A 21940-nucleotide genomic window follows, 5' to 3' on the forward strand; every position below is an offset into this window, starting at 1 on the left:
AAAAAATATAAAGATGGATAAAATGATGCATTTAGCGGCACAGTATTTAGCTGCTGCAGGAATAAGTTTTGTAGAGAAGAAGGCAGATGATAGTCATACCAATCTTGGCTGGTCAACTGATAAGCAACGTTTAGAAACACACCCGTTATCAACAGATGGGGACGTTCTTGCTTTAAACTATAATAACTTTTCTTTAGAATGGAATTCCCCTAAGAACAATGCTTCTTTTGCTTTAGATGGTAAAACCCATCAGCAGGTATTGGAGTGGTTAACGAATTCTGCAAATACATTTTTGGGTAAGACATATACCTATGGTTTTCATTACGAGCTACCGTATTCAATTGATGATGCTTTCACCTTTGTACTAGATGCATCTAAATTAAAGGAACTTGCCGATTTAAGAAGTTTGACGCAATCTGGTCTAGAAAGAACACTTGAGGTAAATGGTTTGGAATCGGACATTCGTATTTGGCCCCATCATTTTGATTCAGGTGCTTATGTTATTATTTCTAATGATTTGTCTATAGGCTTTGGTTTAGCTGTACCTGATACGATGATCAATGAACACTATTTTTATATCAGCGGATACAAAGGGCATAGCGGTTTAGATACTTCTAAGTTTGATTCTCTTTCATTAGGTGAATGGAAAAACGACGGATTTAAAGGAGCAGTTTTACCAGCTACAAAAATTGACAAAGAACAAGTGGTACAGTTTTTCACGGAAGCTATCAATACCTATAAAAAGTAAATATGCAGGTAACCAGTCTTTCGTTAGAAGCCTTTAAAGAGATGGATTATTGGGCGGTTGAAAAATACAACCTGTCCATTGAATTGATGATGGAAAATGCGGGGCTTCAACTAGCAAGATTAATCGCCGAAAAGGCAACTGAGACCTCTGTTATCACTATTGGCGCTGGTAATGGAAACAATGGCGGTGGCGGTTTAGTAGCTGCTCGCAGACTTGCTGCTTGGGGGTTTAACGTGAATTTGGACTTGGTAGTTCCTATTACCAAAGACCTACCAAAAGTACAATTAGAAAGAGCGTTGTTGTTTGGAGCTAAAGAAGGTATTCCAGAAACAACGGATATTTGGGTAGATGCTTATTTAGGATTTTCTCAAAGATTGCCGTTGTCAGATGCATTTGTAAAAAGTATTGCATTAGCAAACGCATCATCGGCATTTAAAATATCATTGGACATTCCCGTTGGTATTTCTAAAGATGGTGAATTATCAGGGTTTACAGCAAACCAGGTAATGACATTGGCAGCTCCTAAAATTCTTTTAGAAAAATTACCAAACGGAGTAGAAGTATTTATGGCTGATTTGGGAATTCCAAAATCGGTTTATGAGCATTTCAATATTCAAATGCCTGATTTTAAAAAATACCAATTGATAAAAATTAAATAACCAGAAAAAAACCGACCCATGGAAAAGAAAGTAGTGTGGCATAAAGTGTTAGATAATAAAAAGAGATTGGCAGAAGGTCGTGTAATGACCGTTACTGCTGCTCATAAAGGTATTTGTTTAACACATTTTAAAGGCAAATTTTCTGCTCTAGATAATAAGTGTCCACACCAAGGTGGTCCTTTAGGGGAAGGTTCTATTGAAAACGGATTGTTACGTTGCCCGTGGCACGGTTGGGATTTTGACCCTTGTACCGGTGTGCCGCCAGGTGGTTTTGATGATGGCATTGAAACATTTCCAACAAAGGAAGAGGGCGATGAAATTTTTGTTGGAATAGAAGAAGAGGAGAAGCATGCAGAAACAATCTCTGATGTCATGATAGAGACCATGGTAAATTGGGGCGTTGATACTGGTTTTGGCATGGTTGGTCACTCAAACCTAGGGGTTGCCGATGCCATGATGCGACAAGAAGAAAAAGGAAATTTCAAGTTTTTCGGAATACGTCATGAAGGAGCTGCAGCATTTGCGGCATCTGCTTATGGTAAACTAATGGGGAAACCCGCAGTTTGCTTTGGTATTGCAGGTCCGGGTTCTACCAATATGTTTACCGGTATGTGGGATGCTAAAGTAGATCGTTCACCAATGTTGGCACTTTCTGGTCAGGTAAATACACAAGTATTGGGAACAGGTGCTTTTCAAGAAGTAGATTTGGTAGGTGCTTTTCAAACCGTAGCCAATTTTAACCATAGTGTGCAACAAAACTCTAAGCATAGTGAGTTAATGAGCTTGGCGATTAAAAGCGCATTAATAAATAGAGATGTATCTCATATTACTTTCCCAGATGAGGTTGCCTTTATGCCAAAGTCAGATAACGAAAAAGCACAGACTCCAGAAGATAGAATTACACCTTTTAATATTTCACCACCAAGACAAATGGTAGCGAAAGCGGTGGGTATGATTACAGACTCAGAACGACCTGCAATTATAGTAGGACATGGCGCTCGTTTTCAAATGGATGCTATAATCGCATTTGCAGAAAAATTAAACTGTCCGGTAATCACCACCTTTAAAGGAAAAGGACAAATTTCTGACCATCACGAATTAGGTTGTGGAGTACTTGGTAGAAGTGGAACACCTATAGCTTCATGGTTTATGAACGAGAGTGATTTATTGATTGTTTTTGGAGCATCGTTTTCTAATCATACAGGTATTACGCCTAAAAAACCCATTATTCAGGTAGATTATGACCCAGCAGCTTTAAGTAAATTTCATAAAGTTGATGCTGCCCTATGGGGAGAGATTTCTGAAACCTTGACCATTATAGAAGAACAAACCGAAGGAAAAATAAATACGGTAGATAGACGTCCGGAAATTGCAAAACGATGGGAGATATGGCAAGAAGAAAAAGCAAGTAGGCTCCAAGATGAAAGTACGGTTGGTCTAAGTTCAATTGCAGTATTTGATGCAATGAACAAAGTAGTGCCAGACAATGCGGTTATTGCCGTAGATGTTGGTAACAACACCTATTCTTTTGGTCGTTATTTTGAGCCGAAAAATCAATCTGTATTAATGTCCGGTTACTTGGGTTCTATAGGTTTTGCATTACCTGCAGCAATGGGCGCTTGGGCTGCGCAAGGCAACGAAAGACCTATTTGGTCGGTTTCGGGTGATGGTGGCTTTGGTCAGTATTTAGGTGAGATGATGACTTTGGTGAAATACAATATGAACATTAAGCATGTGCTTTTAAACAACTCGGAAATCGGTAAAATTTCAAAGGAGCAAAAAGCGGCTGAATTGGATGTTTGGAAAACTTCTTTACACAATGCTAATTTTTCAAAGTATGCAGAGAATTGTGGGGCACTTGGTATTCGAGTTACTAAAATAGAAGAATTAATACCTGCTTTAGAAAAACTAAAAGCACACAATGGTCCGGCATTACTGGAAATAATCACTGACGCTAGTTTGATTTAAATAAGAAAACATGTTTCAATCATTTAGTATCATATTCTTAATTGCCGCCTTTTTTAGTTACGTCAACTATAAGTGGTTAAAGTTACCATCAACCATTGGGTTAATGATTTTAGCTTTGTCAACGGTCGTTTTAATTACATTGACTCAAAATATATTTCCTGCATTTTATCTTTACTTCTGCGATGTGGTAATCAATACAGATTTTAGAAGTCTGTTAATGGACGGTATGTTGAGTTTCTTGCTTTTTGCAGGATCTTTACATGTTAATATCGATGACCTAAAAAAAGAGCGGAAATCCATACTATTGTTTGCAACGTTCGGAGTGCTTATTTCTACTACAATAGTCGGGTTTTTAACCTATTATCTTGCTCAATCTTTAAGTATAGAATTACCTCTTATACATGCTTTGCTTTTTGGAGCATTAATTTCGCCAACAGACCCCATAGCCGTAATGTCAATTTTGAAAAAGGCAAATATTCAGAAAAGTTTGGGAGTAAAAATTGAAGGCGAATCATTGTTTAATGATGGTATTGGTGTTGTAGTATTTTCTGGTTTGTTAATTATAGCACGCTTAGATGAAAATAGCAATGAATCTTTAAGCAGTGCAATTGGCGAGCTATTTTTAATGGAAGCCGTTGGTGGAATTGTCTACGGTTTAATTTTAGGTTATATAGGATATAGAGTTATCAAATCTATTAATGAAAATCCGCAATTAGCGGTTTTAATAAGTTTAGCCATTGTCATAGGTGGTTATGCAATAGCTTCGTTACTTCATGTATCCGGACCGTTGGCTATGGTAGTTTCGGGTATGGTCATTGGAAATAAAATTAATATAGCATCAAATAAAGGAATGACCCGCAAAATGCTGAATAATATTTGGGAAGTTCTAGATGATGTATTTAATGCTATTCTATTCGTTCTAATAGGATTGTCAATACACCTGCTCAAATTTGACTCGTTATATCTAACATTAGGCTTCTTGTCTATATTCGTGGTACTTTTGGCTCGTTTTATATCGGTCTTATTACCATATAGCTTACTTAAACATGAAGAAAGTAAACCTATAAAAACAGTGGCTATTTTAACCTGGGGAGGCTTACGCGGTGGTATATCCATAGCATTGGCACTTAGTTTGTCAGAAGACCTTTCTGCAGAAATTATATTATATATAACATATGTTGTGGTACTGGTGTCGGTACTTGTACAAGGGTTGAGTGTAGGTAAAGTAGCAAAGAAAATATATAGCTAGTAAAAGTATTTAATGATGGAAGAATCAGAAAAAGTAATAAAAAAGCAAGAAAAAGCGATTGATAAGCAATTGATTTCCGAATTGGGTATTGATAAAGAGAAACTTAAAGAACTGAAGAAGAAACTAGCAAAAGTTGAACCTCGTTCAGAACGTGGTGCAGAAACTTTGTTTCGTTTGGTCTCTAAAAATCAGTATACTTTGAACGCGATGATCGATAGAAAATCGAATATTCTTATTTCCATCAACGCACTTATTCTATCAATAATCCTGGGAACCGTATTAAGTCAGTTAGATAAAGACCCGCATCTTATATATCCGGCAATTATAATGTTGGGAACTAATCTCATATCTATAGCCTATGCAGTGTTTGCTACTAGACCAGAACTTACGCATGGAGATAGGAGTACCAATAACCTTTTGTTCTATGGCAATTTTAATACTATGAATGAAGAAGAGTACACAGAAGAACTTACAAGTCTAATGTACAAAGGAGACGAACTTTATAAGACCATTGCAAGGGATACGTTTCACTTAGGCAAGACAATTGATAGAAAGTTTAAACTACTTAGAACTTCTTTTCATGTTTTCTTAGTAGGTATTATTTTGGCAGTGGTAGGATTTATAGCTTGCCATATCATGTTTGCTATGTAATCTTAATTTAATGGTACAGCGTTCGTTTTAATTCTAAAACAACGCTCTTCTCCTAAGAAAAGCGGATTTCCATGTTTTTCTGACCAAAATCCGTCTAGAATATCTTTGCCAATACACTGGTAAACAACAACACCTTTGTAAATGTTTTGGTCTTCACCTACATATTTAAAATTGATGACGAGTATATTGTTTTTAAAGAAACCCGTACCAGTTTGTTGCTGTGTATTGTTGATGGTCCATTTAGCTATAATTCTTGAATTTAAATCTAAGGATAAAATTAATTTTCCTTTGTAAGAATGCTGTTCGGCATCTTGGTTGCCTCCTAAGATATTGTATTCTCCAACTAAATCTTCAATGGTCATGTAATGCGCTATTATGGCGAAAATATCAAAAAAACTAGGGATATGTATAAAAAAGTAGCAAGCCCTTTTTCAAGGGCTTGCTTTTAAAGTTTAGAGAAATAAGGTTTACTTTAGGAGAACCTTATAATTAAATTAATTATGGTTGGTATGAAGGTAACTCAACTACATAAGATTCAACAGATTTACCATCTTCACTACCACTCCAATCAGATCCAAAAAGAACACGAGTTCCAGTAGGGCTAATGACGGCATGAGGTTCACCCCAGTAATCAAACTGATCTTCATCAGCTCTGTGGTGTCCAATTCTGTATACTTCTACGTTGCCAGGTTCAACTCTTGCTATAACCAATTCCTGATCAAGAAGTTTTACGCCGTCTTGTTCAAAACCTATCATAGAGGCTGCAATCCATCCCGGGTTTTTATGAGCTACGGCAGAAATATGTGTACCGCTCTTTGGATAATCATATCCTAAATCTTCGGAGATTACAGGTAAACAGTCACCGGTGTTTAGGTCATAAGCAACAATATTCCCTAGACATCCTCCATTGGGGCCACCGTTAAATGTTACCGTAAAATCGGCATCGGTTCCATTCGCCATTTTACCTAAAGAAGAATGTTCTGGTTTCTGTTTGTTAAGTCTAGTAACAAGGTTACCGTTGGTATCGTATGAAGATACATTATGGTAAAAAAGTTGACCGCTTGGTGCAGGCATAGCCGCTGTATAGTTTACGTCATCAATATTAAAAGTAGTTAACTTTTGAGTTGAAAAACGATAAGCGTAGGCTGTATTGTTTTCACAACGAAATCCTATTACATCATTATCCCAAGATGGCATCTGAACATCGTTGCCCATACTAAGGCCTCCAGTACAACCTGTTAGCTCTCTTAAATTTACTAGTACCTCTTTATTGCCAGATGATACAGTGTACTTAATGTAGTCATCCGTTCTTTTATCTAGGAAGTAAAGAATGTCAGCTTGATTAAAATCCCAATATAATTGTTCTATATCATCTGGTAGAATATCGTCTAGGTTTCTAATAAAAGCATAGGTCTTACCATCTAATAATTGGTGTACACCATTAGTTTGGTCGTACAAAATCATTCGGGTTTCATCTGCGTTCCATGCTTGAACGGTACTATACATTGGTTTTGTAACGGTACCATCGCCACCATTAGAAATTCTACGAATAATTGTTCCGAATGAAGGATCTACAATGGTTTCCAAATACCCAGGTTTTGCAACATCTTGCATGGGGTGTGGCTCTAAATCGTTTGCGGTAAGTTCTGTAGCAATATCTACAGTAACTACATCTTCATCGGGGGTTGCTTCTTCTTCCTCAGTGTTCTCTTCTTCGGGAGCTTCCGATTCCTGTTCTTCAGAATCGTCATCTGGAATTAAATTTAAGTTGTCACTGGTACAGCTAATAACGCTGAAACCGATGCAAAAAAACAATAAGTACATTTTCACTTTGTTCATAAGATTTAAATTTCGGGGTTTAAGGATGTACGAATAAACTGAGGATGTGGTTGTTGTATTCTTTAATTTTAACAAGTTTGTTTATGAATAAGTAGCTTTTATTCTATAATTTGTAAATCATCCAGTAGTGTAGAATAGTACTGATACTAGGTGAAAGGGAATTTTTTTGAAGTGAAATTTTGCGTTTAAAAAAAAATTAAGAAAATTTAAGAAATAAGCTTAAAGTTTTTTAAAATGTCCTTGAAATAAATAAAAAACTTAATTATTCAGCTTCCCTAAATGAAGAAAAATGATGATTAAAATTACTGTTGAGTGATACCTTTTTGAATGTTTTTAAAGAGGTATTTTATGTATTGTACCATTTAAATAATAAATCAAAAGTAAATGTGTATTTGAGGAATTCAGAAGTTTTAAAGAACAAATCATCTTCAACTTTTAATTAATTTTAATAGCCACTTATTTTATCATTCAAATTTAATTAAAACAACAACAAAAAGCCCCACCATTTCTGACAGGGCTTCTTTAATTACATTATCTAAAGATTTCATCACAACTATATTTATTGCAGAACTATATTTAAGACGCAAAATTATCTTCGGGTATTTCAACTTCTTCGGTTAATAATGATAGGAAAGTTCGGGACTCCTTTAACTGTTGCAACGCAAGGTTATAATAGGGGAGTGCCTTATCTTTTTTTGCCTCAAATAGATTTTTATAATACCCAATACCTTCCATTAAATTACTGCTAAAGGACAGTAATTGTTTTCTACGTTTAGCGGTAGGCATCATTTTAAATTCCGAAATTTGTTCTTTATAATATTCTAAATAGATGTGAAGTTCTTTTATGAACATATTTGGGCGATTTGGATGTGACATTACATTCGTCTCGCCATAGATATGCCTCATCATTTCATCTAACGTAGATACTTTTGAAAAATAAGCCATATTAGGTCCTGGGCAAACTGATACGCCTTCACCTTCAATTTTTGTATCTAGATTATAAGCGAGTAGTGCAGATGTCCCTAAACCTACGCAGGTACAGGATTTTTCCGTAATCTTATGAAAATGATAATCGTATTCGGTTTGTGAGAGGTCTTTGCTTTTGAGTTGTTTTAACTTCTTGTTTTGGTATTGTCTAGATGCCGTACAAAGTCCTTTTTCACTAAAATCTTTGTTTAGCGCAACAAATTTTTTCGGACATGGACTACCAGGTTTGCCGTCAGAAATGCGGGCCGCTTTTTCAACATCTTTGGTATTCCCTTTTAAACTGTGAAAAGGAATACCCAATGGCGAAATATTACTCAAATACAAGTCTTCTTCTTTGGCTTTGACCAATCTGTCTAAAGTGCCTTTATCTACTGTGGTCGCCTCAGGAACTAAAAGAAAAGCGGAACCCCAACCAACAGAATCTACGTTGTATTCATCTATAAGAAATTGATGTTCTGCGGCAGTACCAACACCGCCTTGAGCAGTGATTTTTAAAGACAATGGCTGGTTTGGAATTGTACGTTCTTTAAGTTGAAGAGAACTGATTAAAAGGTCATAAACCGTGTCTATCAATTCTTGTTTATTTTCTTTAAACTGATGTAATATAGGACCCATTAAGTGGCCATCTGTGGCAAATGCATGTCCACCACAATTAAGTCCAGATTCTATGCGATACTCAGAAACCCAAATTCCTTTCTTAGCTAGAAATTTTCCCTGTATCATAGCTGACCGATAATCACTTACCTTAAGAACAATCTTCTTTTTAATGTTTCCGTCGGTATCCGGATAAAAATCATCAAACTGTTCTAAATAGCTGTATAAACGTGGGTTCATTCCTGCAGAAAGAACTACGGAAGAGTTCAGCTTACTATTTGCAAACCCTCTAAGAGCAGCATGCGCATCATTAAATTCAGATGAAAGTTTTTCTTTTTTAATGTAGTTGTCCTTATCAACCTTCGTCATGATGTTTACGTCAATACTCCCCATGGGCATTCGCTCTTTAACCCAGTCTTTAATTTCAGTAAAATTAAAGGAGTGTTCAGAGAGTTGAAAAAACTCTTTTTTAAAGGTTGATGAATCGGGTAGGGAGTTGAAATAAGACCGAATGCCGTCAGCAGTTTCGGTAGTGGTATTTTTAAAATTTTCAAATTTTTCTTGAGCAAGGTCTTGAATCATGTCAAGATAAGAGGTAATCCGTTTTGCCCTAAAATCTTCTATGTTAACTGTAATTTCCTGATAAGGGAGGTCATATTTGCCAGAGTACATCTTACGAAGCTTCTCTAAAAGAATATCATCTACCAGCGAGATAACCGAGTCAATACCAAACTGTGAAACCTTTAAAGGAGAGTCAATTGTAAAGCCGATGCCCATAACTGGAATGTGAAAGGAATGTGCGTGCGTCATAAAATATTTTTTTGTGGTGATTTAATCTTAGTGAACCATTTTGTTCACGAGTTTAAAACTATAGCCTACAAAAGTGGGGGTTCTACAACTTTTAAAATATGATTTTAGTCAGGTTTTTAGGGTATTACATAAGTGTTATAAAGTTGGTTTGAAATTTTGGAAAGAGGCTTATTTAATGATGTTTTTAAAATTTAATCTAAGCAACAATATTCATTAGTATGTAATGTTTGACGAATTAAGAAAAATTCATCTTACTATTATATATTGGAAATCATCCTTTTTCAAGCAATTCTATAAAGTATAGGTTTTTATTACCTAGTTAAATTAAAACGTCATGTAATTAATCCAATTTTTCAGGATTATTATTAATACGATATTAGTAGGAGAGGAGTATATTAATAAAAAAACGCACCCTTATTTTATAATTTACCTAAAAAGAATACAGTTAAATGGTTGTATAATAATAATGTTTCAGAAGTAGAAAATAGCAAATCTAAACTTAGAGAGTAAGGACTTTCTTTTGCTAAATTTGGTAGCTTACATTCTTTTTTTATGAAGTACCTATTCCTTTTTTTTTCGATAATAATTTCTTTTAACGTAAGCTCTCAAAAACAAAAAGTACCCGTTTATGCGTGGGTCGGTGGCCCAGGAAAAGCAATTGATAAAGATATTCAACAAGAGTTTGTAGACCTTAAAAATAAAGGAATAGACGGCCTGATGTATAGCGGAGGTCACGACCCCGCTATTTATAAAAGAGTGGGTAAACTTGCAAAAATGGCCGGTTTGGAATTTCATTCTTGGATACCTACAATGATTCAAAGTGACCCCAATTTAAAGTCTGAATGGTACGGGGTTAGTGGCAAAGGGGAATCCGCATTTGATATTCAACCCTATGCGCCATATTATAAATTTCTTTGTCCAAATAAAAAAGGAGTTCGCAGGTATTTGAAAAACTTGTATTCAAGTGTAGCTGAAGTAGAAGAGGTAGACGGAATTCACTTGGATTATATTCGTTACCCAGATGTAATTTTGGCACGTGGCCTTTGGGAAAAATATGATTTAATTCAAGATAAAGAATATCCTGAATATGATTTTTGTTATTGCGATACGTGTGCTTCTGATTTTAAAAAGAAGAGTGGTATCGATATCAAAGAAGCAGAAGACCCTACCACGGTTCATGAATGGAAGCAATATAGATACGATGTAATTACTAGTCTAGTTGGTGAAATAAGCGAAGCTGTACATAAGAAGGGTAAGAAAGTTAATGCCGCTGTTTTTCCCGGTCCTTCAATTTCCAAAACGTTGGTACGGCAAGAGTGGAGTAAGTGGAATTTGGATGCTTACTTCCCAATGAACTACAATGATTTTTATATGGGCAATACCCTTTGGGTTGGCAGTATGGTAAAAGAAGAAGTAAAAGCCGTTCCTGATACTCCTGTATTTAGCGGACTATTCATTTGCCCTAGACCATGGAACAAAGCAAATGAGAAAGACCCTGAAGGCAGTGGTTTATTACCTGAAGAACTTGGAGATGCTATTAGGGAATCTATGGAAAACGGTGCCGCCGGTATCTGCCTTTTTACTCCGGGGAGAATGACAGATGCACATTGGGCCGCTTTTGATGTGGCTATTCATAAAGATTATTCTAAGAAAAATAAGTGAGACACTATTCGCTTTTGCTAAAAAGCAAGAGTGGATATTTCTTTCCTAATTAATTTTTGCTGGTCAGATTAAATATCAACGCAGGAAAAATAATTAATCAATATATCTTTTTAATCCCTGTAGTAACTACAAAATCACACAACGTTCATGAAGAAAATAAACCTTTTAATTCTATTTACTTTTTTAGCTTTTCAATTGGCGATAGGTCAGGGAAAATATGAATTGAATACAGAATGGTTCTGCAAACCGATTACGGAAATTAATGCCGATGGTTACGAAATATCTACAACGTCTTATGAGATAAAAGATTGGATACCGGCTACCGTACCGGGAACAGTTTTGACTACTTTATTAAATAATGACAAAGTGCCAGATCCGTTCTACGGAATGAATAATGAAGAAATCAAAGATATTTATGATACAGGACGAGAGCACTATACGTATTGGTTCATAAAGAATTTTCAAGAAAAAGCTAAAAAAGGTGAGAAGGTATGGCTCACTTTTCGGGGTATTAACTACAGTGTAGACATTTTTATTAATGGTGAGAAAGTGAACGAAGCTCCTTATAAAGGTATGTTTCTTCGTAAGTCTTTTGATATTACAAATCTTTTAAACAAGAATGGTAAAAATAGGTTGGCCGTTATAGTACATCCTGTAGATGTGGTTGGCAACCCAAATGGTGGTCAAGGTGGAGATGGTATGATTGCCAAAAATGTTTCTTCTCAGTATGTGGCGGGCTGGGATTGGATACAGCCTATTCGTGATAGAAATACGGGTATTTGGGATAAGGTTTTTATTGAAAAAACAGGTGTAGTAAACTTAAAGAACCCGCATATTATTACTTTGGTTCCAGGTGAAAGAATGCCAGGTGTAGACCAGGAACCGGCCGAATTAAAAGTATCGGCAGAGCTCGAAAACACAAGCGACAAATCAATTTCAGGTACACTAAAATATGAACTGAATGGAGATGAAATAACTAAAGACGTTACTATAAAGGCTAGTACCACTACCGAAATAAGTTTGCCGAATTATAGTGTTCAAAATCCTAAGCTATGGTGGCCCAATGGTTATGGTGAGCAAAATAGGTATAACATAAAATTAGAATTCTTAACTAAGAAAAAAGTATCAGATACAGAAAAAGTAAGTTTTGGTATACGAGAAATACAAACGGATTGGAATGAACGTACCCGTAGCAAACAGATATCTGTTAATGGGCAAAAGATATTTATTAAAGGAGGTAACTGGATAATGTCAGATGCTATGTTGCGTTTATCCGAAAAGCGTTATGATGCAGAGATTCGTTTTCATAGTGAAATGAATTTAAATTTAATTAGAATTTGGGGAGGTTCATTAACAGAACGTCCCGAATTTTATGAAGCTTGTGATAAATATGGAATGCTGGTAATTCAAGACTTTTGGATAAGTGGAGATGGTAACGGACGTTGGTTGGATCCGTTCAAAAAGGAAGATCAATGGACAAGAAGAAAATATCCGGATGATCATGAATTATTTATTACATCGGCAGAAGATATGGTTAAGATGATACGTAATCATCCATCATTAGCTATGTGGTGCGGTGGGAACGAGATTACGCCTCCAGCTGATATCATGCATGCATTAAAAGAAGAAGTTCTTCCTAAATTAGATGGTACCCGTTGGTTTATAGACTACTCTAATTCTGATGAAATGTCATACAATTTTAAAGGAGGGAATGGAGACGGGCCTTATAACATACAAGATATCAGTGTTTTTTGGCAAGAACGCACATGGCCTTTTAATTCAGAAGTTGGATCCGTAGGTACGGGAGATATGGTTTCTTTGAAAAGGTTTTTACCAGAAGCCAATTTAGTAATTCCTCAGGAAATCAATGGCTCGGAGAAGGTAACGGATAAAGCATGGAGCTATCATAAATATATTGACTACAATAATAGTCTTGATGTTTATGGCAAACCAACTGATATGGAGGATTTTGCCAATAAAGCTCAATTGGTAAATTATAATCAATATAGAGGTTTGATGGAAGGTTTTAGCGCTCATATGTGGGATTGGTACACGGGTACTATTATTTGGAAAACGCAAAACCCGTGGACAGCACTTCGGGGTCAAATGTATGATTATTACCTAGATCCTAATGCCTGTTTGTATGGTACTCGTAAAGGAAGTGAGGCATTTCATGGCATGTACAATGCTATAAATGGCGATATCATGATTGTGAATAATACATTCAAGCCAAAGCATGATATTATGTTGCGAGTTAGCTCGTTTGATATGAAAGGAAACGAAACCGTTCTAGAGCAGGTATTTTGTAGTATTGAAAAATCCAGCATTCGGCTAATTGGGAACCTTCAGGAGAAAATTCAAAAGCAGGCATCTGACGATGGGGCCTTCATATCTGTTCAATTGTTAAATACGGAACAAGAAATTCTTAGTGATAATTTCTACTGGATTCCAGATGAAACAGGAATTCATTCTGGATTAAACGCTTTAGAAAAAGTCAAAATTACTGCAACCGCAAAAAAGATAAACGACACTACTATTGCCTTGACACTAAGTAATAAGGAAACAAATACGGTATCTTTTTTCAATCGGGTATCATTAATTGACAGCGATACTAAAGAACGTATCTTACCAACATTTTATACTGATAATTATGTCTCTTTAGTTCCGGGAGGTACCAAGGAAATAGAATTGGAATACGATAATTTGAAAGATATAGAACCACTAATAGAAATTAGTGGATGGAATACTGAGCCAAAGCACGTTACTATAGAATAATTTTATGGTTTCTACAGTTTTCTCATAGAAGATTATAAATTTTTATGAGTATAAGAAAGTACTAAAATAAAACGCACTAAACAACAATGGGTATTGAAGTTTAGTGCGTTTTTAAATGTTTTTACAAAGGGGCCAGAACCCTTTGTAAAAACTAATTATAAAGCATTGTCCATTATATCCTGAACACATTCAGGGTTAAGGAGCGTACTTGTATCGCCCAGGTTACTTGTGTCCTTACCGGCTATTTTTCTAAGAATACGACGCATAATTTTTCCAGAACGTGTCTTTGGCAGTCCATTGGTAAACTGAATCTTATCTAGTTTGGCAATTGGCCCAATTTGCTCAGTAATAATCTGATTGATTTCCTTTCTTAAATTATCGTGGTTTCTGCTTTCACCAGTTTCTTTTAAGATTACATAACCGTATAAAGCATTTCCTTTTACATCATGAGGGAAACCAACGATAGCACTTTCTGAAACTGCTGGATGCTCATTAATGGCATCTTCAATTGGTGCCGTACCTAGATTATGACCGGATACAATAATTACATCATCTACACGACCTGTTATTCTGTAATATCCTACTTCGTCTCTTAAAGCTCCATCACCTGTAAAATACATATCTTCATAAGCAGAAAAATACGTGTCCTTATAACGCTGATGATTCCCCCAAATAGTTCTTGCTATACTTGGCCAGGGGAATTTTATACACAAGCGTCCATCTGCTTGCTTTCCTTTAATTTCTATACCTTTTTCATCCATTAATGCTGGTTGAATACCAATAAATGGTAACGTGGCATATGTGGGTTTAGTTGGTGTACAATAAGGAATAGGGGTAATCATGATGCCTCCTGTTTCGGTTTGCCACCAAGTATCAACAATAGGTGATTGTTTCTTGCCAATATTGTCATCGTACCAGTGCCAAGCCTCTTCGTTTATAGGCTCTCCCACGGTTCCTAAAACCTTTAAAGAGGATAGGTCGTGTTTCTCAACATATTCTACACCTTCTTTGGCAAGAGCTCTAATGGCAGTTGGTGCGGTATAAAATTGAGTAACTTTGTGTTTTTCTACAATCTCCCAAAAACGGCCATAATCTGGATAACTTGGGACTCCTTCAAACATAACGGTGGTTGCGCCATTTGCTAACGGACCATAGACAATGTAACTATGTCCTGTAATCCAACCAATATCTGCCGTACACCAATACACATCATTTTCTTTGTATTGAAAAACGTTTTTGAAGGTATATGCGCTATACACCATATATCCTGCCGTAGTGTGTACCATTCCTTTTGGTCTTCCGGTTGATCCAGACGTGTATAATATAAACAAAGGGTCTTCCGCATTCATAACGGTAGCTGTTAGCTCGTCTGAAGCATCATCTAATAAAGGCTGGAGCCATTCATCACGCCCTTCCTTCATAGGAATATCTGTCTTAATACGTTTTACTACTAAAACACTTTTAACACCTTCACAGTCCTCTAAAGCTTCATCAACAATTCCTTTTAAATCAATTGTTTTTTTACCTCTGTAAGAACCGTCTGATGTAATAACCATTTTACAATCAGAATCTTTAATTCTGGTGGCTAAAGCAATAGATGAAAAACCCGCAAAAACTACAGAATGTATGGCTCCGATACGAGCACAGGCTAGCAATGAAATAGCTAGTTCCGGGATCATAGGTAAATAAATACAAACGCGATCTCCTTTTTTGACCCCTTTTGATTTTAGCACATTAGCAAGCTTATTTACCCTATGGTATAAGTCTTTGTATGTAATGTGTTGTGTAGCTTCATTTGGGTCATTTGGTTCAAATAAAATAGCTGTTTTATCTCCTCGTGTCGCTAAATGCCTATCGATACAGTTTTCGGTAATATTTAATTTTGCGCCTTCAAACCATTTTATTTCAGGTTTTTTAAAATCCCAACTTAAAACGTTATCCCATTTTTTTCGCCATAGAAAATGCTCTTCAGCTATTTCTTCCCAAAAGGCCTCAGGGTTTCGGACGGACTTTCTATAAACTTGATAATATTCTTCTAAATGTTTTATATGATAATTACTCATTACTAAATAGTTTTTTATTTATAAATACCAGATATTCTGGCCTTGATAAGTGAATTTTGTTTTGTCTACAGAGACACGTAATCTTATACTTTATGACGTATTATATTGATGTTTATTAGCTAGTGGTAATCTTACTTCCATAGCTCTTGTATTATCAAAACCGACTTTTTTTTCTTGTTCATTTTACATCTAAATGTCATAGTGCTAAAAATTCTAGGAGTAGGTTTTAGATTTGTGATAATACCTAAATACCGGAAACACAATTTTTACATTGCGCTCACTAACCACGTACCAGAACTATGGGCGTAATTTTACTTAAAGAATTTTTTTTGGTTTCTAACCTTCGGGCTATTTGGCTTGAGACAGCCAAAAGCATTTTGAGTCCATTGGACTATCCTTATAAAAAGCTAAATAACTTACTGTTTAGCTTTTTTGGCATTAAATAAACCAAACCAGTTAGGGTTAAATATTTTGAGTTTAATAAGTACCCAAATAATTACCACAAAACAAATACCCATAACTATAGATAGCACGGGGCTTGTTTCTGTCTGGCTTTCGAATTTAAATCTCAGATATAGCGTACCAATAATGTACGCAGTTATTATAATATCTGACGCCAAAGGATTAATGCGAAATTTCATGTCTTTAAAATTTAATTAAACATAGTTTGTTTGCACACAAAACCAATTTAAAAAAGCCTTAAAAGACCATTACTCTAATAGTTCCAGTATTTCTGAGACTATTTTTTTTACTGAAAAAGGTTTTATTAAATACTTGTCAGCTCCTAGTTTTAAACCCTTTTCAATATCCGAAGCTTTATTTTTTGCTGTTAAGAAAGCTATTTTTGTAGCCTCTAAACTTTTGTTGTTCTTTATTAATTTTAACGTCTGATAGCCATCTATATTGGGCATCATAATATCTAACAAAATGATGTCTGGAACAGTGTTTTCAACTATTGATTCTACCTCACTACCATCTCTCGCAATAAAAACCTCAAAGCCCTTCTTTTTAAAGGCATATTCTAGAGACATTACAATATTTGGCTCATCATCAACAATTAAAATCTTGTGCATCATAAATCGTTATACAATGTAGCTAATAGGTAGCGTAAAAACAAACTTTGCCCCTGTTTTTACTGTCTTATCTGCCCAAATTTTACCTTTGTGCTTTTCTATGATTTGTTTTGTGATTGCTAAACCTAACCCACTGCCTTCTGGTTTAATGGTATTTTGATGTTGTGATTGATAAAATTTATCAAAAACATACGCTATATCTTCTGTAGGAATGCCTTTTCCGTTATCTATTACAGCTATTTCAAGAGCTTCATTTCCTAGTTTATAATCTATTTCAATTTTTCCAGATTCAGGCTCGCAAAACTTAATGGCGTTTGAAATTAAGTTTGTAAATACTTGCAGGATTCTATCTTCATCATAGTCTATCTCAAAGTGATGAAAATTTTTAATATGTATGGTTATTCCTTTCTTGGCAGCTATATGTTGGGTATTAGCAACTGCTTTTTTTATCGTTTCTTGAATGTCAAGATTACGTATATCTAAACTTAAACGTCCTGTTTCTAACTTTTCAAAATCTAGTATGTTATTGATTAGTCGCCCTAGTCTGTCTGAATCTTGGAGTATATTCGTTAGAAACTGTTTTTTGATTTCCTGTGGCATATCATCCTCTTCATCCATCAATAACTCGGTTGCAGCCCTAATTCCAGTGATAGGTGTTTTAAGTTCGTGGGCTACAGTATCTAAAAACTCATCTTTTTGTTTATCCTTATTAACCAATTCTTCATTGGCATCCTTTAGTTTTGAAGATAGCTGAGATAGTTCGTCAGATTTTTCAAGAAGCATTTTATTACTTACAATATTCTCCTTGGATTCCTCTAATATTCTAAGTACTTCAGTCAGGCTTATTTGTTCTTCTTTTACCACGCTATCAATTAGAATTTTTGCCGAGGCACTACCTATACTTCCTGTCAGTAGTTTTTCGGAAAAATTAATTAGTCTTGCATCCGCCAGTTGTGTGTCTACCGGTAATTTATATTTAGTAAAAAAGAGTTTTAATGCTCTGGTTGCTTTTTTCTCTCCCAGAAACCTGACGAGCATAGTTTTAATATCGGCCACATACGCTTCTCCTTTCCAAACAAGCGCACTGTCTTGTAGAGCTGAAAAATTCCTGCTGTCTACAAACATTTCGGCATAATTACGTTCTCTATAGTTTCCTTTGAACATGAGTGAAAAAAACAAATAAGCTAACAAATTGAATAAGATACTCCAGAAAAAGGCATGAGCAGGCGGACTCAAAAAATCAATACCAAACAAGGCATAAGGTTTAAGTGCTGCAATGCCATATAAGCCATATTGCGTAAAATCATCTGTTCCGCTATAGGCAGCTAAAGTAAATGGAAGTATTAGTGTGTATACTGTAATAAAGAACCCAAGGATAATACCAATTATCGCACCTTTAGATGAACCACGATTCCAGAAAAGCCCGATAAAAAAGGAGGGTGCCAGCTGAGCAATAATTGTAAAAGAAATTAAACCAATGGAGTACAATGACAATTCTCTTGAAAATGAAACATAGAAGAAATAGGCTATAATGATAATTGAAAAAATAGAGATACGACGAATGTTCTTAATGTACCGCTCATTACGTTCAGTCTGGCTTCTAATAAATTTTTCTAAAAATCCGTATGGAATAATGAGGTTGTTACTCACCATTGTTGATAGTGCCAAAGTTGAAACAACAACCATAGAAATCACAGCAGAAAAACCACCAAGAAAAACTAACGTCGCTAGAAAAGAATTTCCTTGCTCTAAAGGCAGATATAGGGTGTAATACTCTGCATTTACATCGTTTCCAAAAGTTATTTTTCCAGCCCAAGCTATAAAAATCACAAAAATATTGAATATCAAAAGATATAGTGGGAATAACCAAATAGCCTTTTTTAAATATTTTTCCCGATTGTTTTCTAGTACGGCAACCTGAAATTGTCTGGGCAACAAAAAAATTGCCATAAAGGACAATGAAATCATAAAAAGCCAATTAAAACCGTCTTCTAGCCCTGAGAGGGTGGTAAGCTCCTTTAAATTATCTATGGTTGCTATTTGATTATAAATATCAGTTGTACCATCAAATAGATAGAATGTTATGTAAACACCAATGACTAAAAAGAAGACTAATTTTAATACAGATTCAAAAGCTACTGTGGCTATTATTCCAGTATGTTTTTCAGAAGCATCAGCATTTTGAGTTCCAAAGAAAGTGGCAAATATTGCTAATATCAATGCAACGTAAAAAGTAGAGTCATGAAAGGTATTCGTTAAAATGTAGCTGGTGTTGTCTGACATGATTTCAAACGTTTCAGACACGGCCTTTAGTTGTAAAGAAATGTAAGGTATGGTGCCAAAAAGGCAAACTACAGTAACTAGCGCACCTAGAAATCTATTGTTTCCATATCGTAGGGAAATAAAATCTGCAATTGATGAAATTTTGTTCTGGTTAGAAATTCGTATTACTTTTCGTAGTACTATTATCCATAGGGGTGCAGCAATGACCGGTCCTAAATAAATGGGTAAAAAATCAATTCCAGTATTAGCTGCAATACCAATACTACCGTAATAGGTCCAAGCAGAACAATAGACAGCAAGTGATAAAGTATACACATAGGGGTTGTTTACCCATTTGCTCTTCTTCTTTCTTTCGGCAAGGAAAGCAATGAAAAACAACACTGCCAAATACGTTAGAATGATAACTATGATTACATAATTACTCATAATGTCTTTTTAATACAATTCCAGAAATAATAACAGAAAGCAGCCAAATTGAAAAAATAGAAAAGTAAAATGTAGGAAAGCCAAATACTGCTCCTTCAAAATTGAAAATTAAGACAAAAGGAATATTGAATAGGAAAAACAAAGCAAGTGAAAGGACTATCAGTTTTTGTTCGTGGCGTTTCTTCATCTTCAATAGGTTATTTGTGGTTGGGTAGTAAAAGGTTGCACTAATTTATGAAATTTAATACCTTTTGAACATAATAAAATCAGCACCACCAAAATGGTGATGCTGATTTTTAGCTAATCAAATATAAAATTATATTACAATTCTGGAATAATACCGAATTATAGAATGCTTGATTTAGTGATCAGAAGCTTCGCCTGCTCCAGAAGGTATTCTGATACTTTCTACCATATCCTGTACATTCTGTGGTGGAGCTGGTGTCATTCTTGAAACCACCATAGATATTACAATATTTACACACATGGCAATAGTTCCGAAACCTTCTGGTGAAGTTCCGAACCACCAATCTGCACTGGTACCACCGCCAAACATGTCCAATTTGAATTTCATCATGTAGAAAAGCATCAAAAGGATACCTACTACCATACCTGAAATTGCACCTTGGCTGTTCATACGCTTATCAAAAATACCTAAGATAATTGCTGGGAAAAAGGAAGCTGCTGCTAACCCAAATGCCAGGGCGACGACCGCGGCTACGAAGCCGGGAGGATTTACACCAAAGTACCCCGCAATTAGAATCGCTACGAAAATTGAAATTCTTGCAGCTGTTAACTCACCTTTATCCGAAATATCTGGTTTTAGTTGCTTTTTAATCAAATCATGAGAAACAGATGTGGAGATTACTAATAGTAACCCTGCTGCAGTAGATAATGCTGCAGCCAAGCCACCCGCAGCAACTAGGCCAATAACCCAATTTGGAAGATTTGCAATCTCAGGGTTTGCAAGAACCATGATATCTCTATCTACGTAAAGCTCATTTTCAGCATCACTTGGATTAGTAACCATACGTTCTCCATTAACACCTCTAGCTTCTGAGTATAGCGGTTTTTTATCAGCTAAAGCATTTCCTGCTACATATTGAATTTTGCCATCTCCGTTTTTATCGGACCAAGCAATTAGACCAGTATTTTCCCAGTTTTTGAACCATTCTGGAATTTCCTTATATTCTTGATTACTTACTGTTTCAATTAAATTTGTTCTAGAAAAAACAGCAATTGCTGGAGCAGTGGTATATAAAATGGCAATTAGTAGTAATGCATACCCAGCAGATTTACGAGCATCCTTTACTTTAGGTACCGTAAAGAAACGTACAATTACGTGAGGTAGACCAGCTGTTCCGGTCATTAATGCTAAAGTAATAGCAAATACATCCCAAGTACTTTTTGTTCCACTTGTATATTCGTTGAAACCAAGTTCTGTATGTAGCCTATCTAATTTATCCAATAAGAATTCACCACCTTCAATCGAGCCTCCCATTCCTATTTGAGGAATAATATTTCCCGTCATTTGTAATGAGATAAAAAATGCAGGCACCATAAATGCAAAAATTAAAACACAATATTGTGCTACTTGTGTGTATGTAATCCCCTTCATTCCTCCTAATAGGGCGAAGGTCAAAACTACCGTCATCCCAATAAGTACCCCTAGATTGATATCTACTTGTAAAAATTGAGAAAATACGATGCCTACACCTCGCATTTGGCCTGCTACATAGGTAAAGGACACTATTAATGCACAGATTACCGCTACGGTTCTAGCTGTATTGGAATAATACCTATCCCCAATAAAATCGGGTACGGTAAACTTACCGAACTTCCGTAAATAGGGGGCTAAGAGTAGCGCTAGTAGCACATAGCCACCTGTCCATCCCATAAGATAGACCGAGCCATCGTAACCCGCAAAAGAAATGATACCCGCCATACTTATAAAAGAGGCGGCACTCATCCAATCGGCTGCGGTAGCCATACCATTTGCCCATGGAGAAACACCTCCGCCAGCAACATAAAATTCTTTTGTAGAGCCAGCTCTGGCCCAAATCGCAATTCCAAAATAAAGGGCAAAAGTAATTCCTACTAGTAGCCATGTCCATGTTTGTACGCTCATAATGTTCTGTATTAAAGTTTGGTTA

The 21940-nt window shown here is 35.7% G+C and carries 14 protein-coding genes; 7 read left to right on the top strand and 7 right to left on the bottom strand.

Annotation, left to right across the window (positions count from 1 at the left end):
* Window positions 1-13: 13 nt before the first annotated feature.
* The 5 genes from IWB64_RS14155 to IWB64_RS14175 are packed head-to-tail and all read left to right on the top strand — an operon-like array spanning window position 14 to window position 5275.
* The gene (locus IWB64_RS14155; protein ID WP_194534611.1) at window positions 14-748 is read left to right on the top strand and encodes a hypothetical protein; all 735 of its coding nucleotides are present in this window, start codon (window positions 14-16) and stop codon (window positions 746-748) included.
* A gap of 2 nt (window positions 749-750) precedes the next feature.
* The gene (locus IWB64_RS14160) at window positions 751-1407 is read left to right on the top strand and encodes an NAD(P)H-hydrate epimerase (protein WP_194534612.1); all 657 of its coding nucleotides are present in this window, start codon (window positions 751-753) and stop codon (window positions 1405-1407) included.
* A gap of 18 nt (window positions 1408-1425) precedes the next feature.
* On the top strand, window positions 1426-3375 hold the full coding sequence (locus IWB64_RS14165; protein WP_194534613.1) for a thiamine pyrophosphate-dependent enzyme: 1950 nt from the start codon (window positions 1426-1428) through the stop codon (window positions 3373-3375).
* A 10-nt stretch (window positions 3376-3385) separates the two neighbouring features.
* Window positions 3386-4624 (top strand): cation:proton antiporter, encoded by a 1239-nt coding sequence (locus IWB64_RS14170; RefSeq protein WP_194534614.1) that lies wholly within the window; start codon window positions 3386-3388, stop codon window positions 4622-4624.
* Between the two features lie 12 nt (window positions 4625-4636).
* The gene (locus IWB64_RS14175; protein WP_194534615.1) at window positions 4637-5275 is read left to right on the top strand and encodes a Pycsar system effector family protein; all 639 of its coding nucleotides are present in this window, start codon (window positions 4637-4639) and stop codon (window positions 5273-5275) included.
* Window positions 5276-5277: 2 nt separating this feature from the next.
* Here IWB64_RS14175 and IWB64_RS14180 read toward each other — a convergent pair whose 3' ends face one another.
* The 3 genes from IWB64_RS14180 to IWB64_RS14190 form a co-directional block, all read right to left on the bottom strand.
* On the bottom strand, window positions 5278-5637 hold the full coding sequence (locus IWB64_RS14180; protein WP_194534616.1) for a hypothetical protein: 360 nt from the start codon (window positions 5635-5637) through the stop codon (window positions 5278-5280).
* Window positions 5638-5773: 136 nt separating this feature from the next.
* On the bottom strand, window positions 5774-7114 hold the full coding sequence (locus IWB64_RS14185) for a hypothetical protein (protein ID WP_194534617.1): 1341 nt from the start codon (window positions 7112-7114) through the stop codon (window positions 5774-5776).
* Window positions 7115-7690: 576 nt separating this feature from the next.
* Window positions 7691-9505 carry a hypothetical protein gene (locus IWB64_RS14190; RefSeq protein WP_194534618.1) on the bottom strand — a complete coding sequence of 605 codons (1815 nt, stop codon included), beginning with the start codon at window positions 9503-9505 and terminating at the stop codon, window positions 7691-7693.
* A gap of 552 nt (window positions 9506-10057) precedes the next feature.
* Here IWB64_RS14190 and IWB64_RS14195 point away from each other — a divergent pair.
* Together IWB64_RS14195 and IWB64_RS14200 are read left to right on the top strand one after the other, a co-directional pair.
* Complete coding sequence (locus IWB64_RS14195; protein WP_194534619.1) at window positions 10058-11167, top strand: glycoside hydrolase family 10 protein; 1110 nt, start codon at window positions 10058-10060, stop codon at window positions 11165-11167.
* Window positions 11168-11314: 147 nt separating this feature from the next.
* Window positions 11315-13942 (top strand): glycoside hydrolase family 2 protein, encoded by a 2628-nt coding sequence (locus IWB64_RS14200; protein WP_194534620.1) that lies wholly within the window; start codon window positions 11315-11317, stop codon window positions 13940-13942.
* Window positions 13943-14097: 155 nt separating this feature from the next.
* Here the strand turns inward: IWB64_RS14200 and acs are convergent, their stop codons facing one another.
* The 4 genes from acs to IWB64_RS14220 all read right to left on the bottom strand — a co-directional run bounded on the left by acs (window position 14098) and on the right by IWB64_RS14220 (window position 21915).
* Window positions 14098-16005: an acetate--CoA ligase gene (acs, locus tag IWB64_RS14205; RefSeq protein WP_194534621.1), complete on the bottom strand. Its 1908-nt coding sequence runs from the start codon at window positions 16003-16005 to the stop codon at window positions 14098-14100.
* Between the two features lie 710 nt (window positions 16006-16715).
* A complete protein-coding gene (locus IWB64_RS14210; protein WP_194534622.1) occupies window positions 16716-17078 on the bottom strand; it encodes a response regulator transcription factor in 363 nt (120 codons plus the stop codon).
* Window positions 17079-17087: 9 nt separating this feature from the next.
* On the bottom strand, window positions 17088-19787 hold the full coding sequence (locus IWB64_RS14215) for a sensor histidine kinase (RefSeq protein ID WP_194534623.1): 2700 nt from the start codon (window positions 19785-19787) through the stop codon (window positions 17088-17090).
* Window positions 19788-20148: 361 nt separating this feature from the next.
* A complete protein-coding gene (locus IWB64_RS14220; RefSeq protein ID WP_194534624.1) occupies window positions 20149-21915 on the bottom strand; it encodes a sodium:solute symporter family protein in 1767 nt (588 codons plus the stop codon).
* Window positions 21916-21940: the final 25 nt, after the last annotated feature.

Source organism: Zobellia nedashkovskayae (assembly GCF_015330125.1).
Lineage (GTDB): Bacteria > Bacteroidota > Bacteroidia > Flavobacteriales > Flavobacteriaceae > Zobellia > Zobellia nedashkovskayae.

Coding starts and splice junctions, on each gene's coding strand:
- IWB64_RS14215 (WP_194534623.1), bottom strand. CDS start 19,787: ATGAGTAATTATGTAATCATAGTTATCATTCTAACGTATTTGGCAGTG.
- IWB64_RS14155 (WP_194534611.1), top strand. CDS start 14: ATGGATAAAATGATGCATTTAGCGGCACAGTATTTAGCTGCTGCAGGA.
- IWB64_RS14200 (WP_194534620.1), top strand. CDS start 11,315: ATGAAGAAAATAAACCTTTTAATTCTATTTACTTTTTTAGCTTTTCAA.
- IWB64_RS14220 (WP_194534624.1), bottom strand. CDS start 21,915: ATGAGCGTACAAACATGGACATGGCTACTAGTAGGAATTACTTTTGCC.
- IWB64_RS14190 (WP_194534618.1), bottom strand. CDS start 9,505: ATGACGCACGCACATTCCTTTCACATTCCAGTTATGGGCATCGGCTTT.
- IWB64_RS14210 (WP_194534622.1), bottom strand. CDS start 17,078: ATGCACAAGATTTTAATTGTTGATGATGAGCCAAATATTGTAATGTCT.
- IWB64_RS14175 (WP_194534615.1), top strand. CDS start 4,637: ATGATGGAAGAATCAGAAAAAGTAATAAAAAAGCAAGAAAAAGCGATT.
- IWB64_RS14165 (WP_194534613.1), top strand. CDS start 1,426: ATGGAAAAGAAAGTAGTGTGGCATAAAGTGTTAGATAATAAAAAGAGA.
- IWB64_RS14160 (WP_194534612.1), top strand. CDS start 751: ATGCAGGTAACCAGTCTTTCGTTAGAAGCCTTTAAAGAGATGGATTAT.
- acs (WP_194534621.1), bottom strand. CDS start 16,005: ATGAGTAATTATCATATAAAACATTTAGAAGAATATTATCAAGTTTAT.
- IWB64_RS14185 (WP_194534617.1), bottom strand. CDS start 7,114: ATGAACAAAGTGAAAATGTACTTATTGTTTTTTTGCATCGGTTTCAGC.
- IWB64_RS14170 (WP_194534614.1), top strand. CDS start 3,386: ATGTTTCAATCATTTAGTATCATATTCTTAATTGCCGCCTTTTTTAGT.
- IWB64_RS14195 (WP_194534619.1), top strand. CDS start 10,058: ATGAAGTACCTATTCCTTTTTTTTTCGATAATAATTTCTTTTAACGTA.
- IWB64_RS14180 (WP_194534616.1), bottom strand. CDS start 5,637: ATGACCATTGAAGATTTAGTTGGAGAATACAATATCTTAGGAGGCAAC.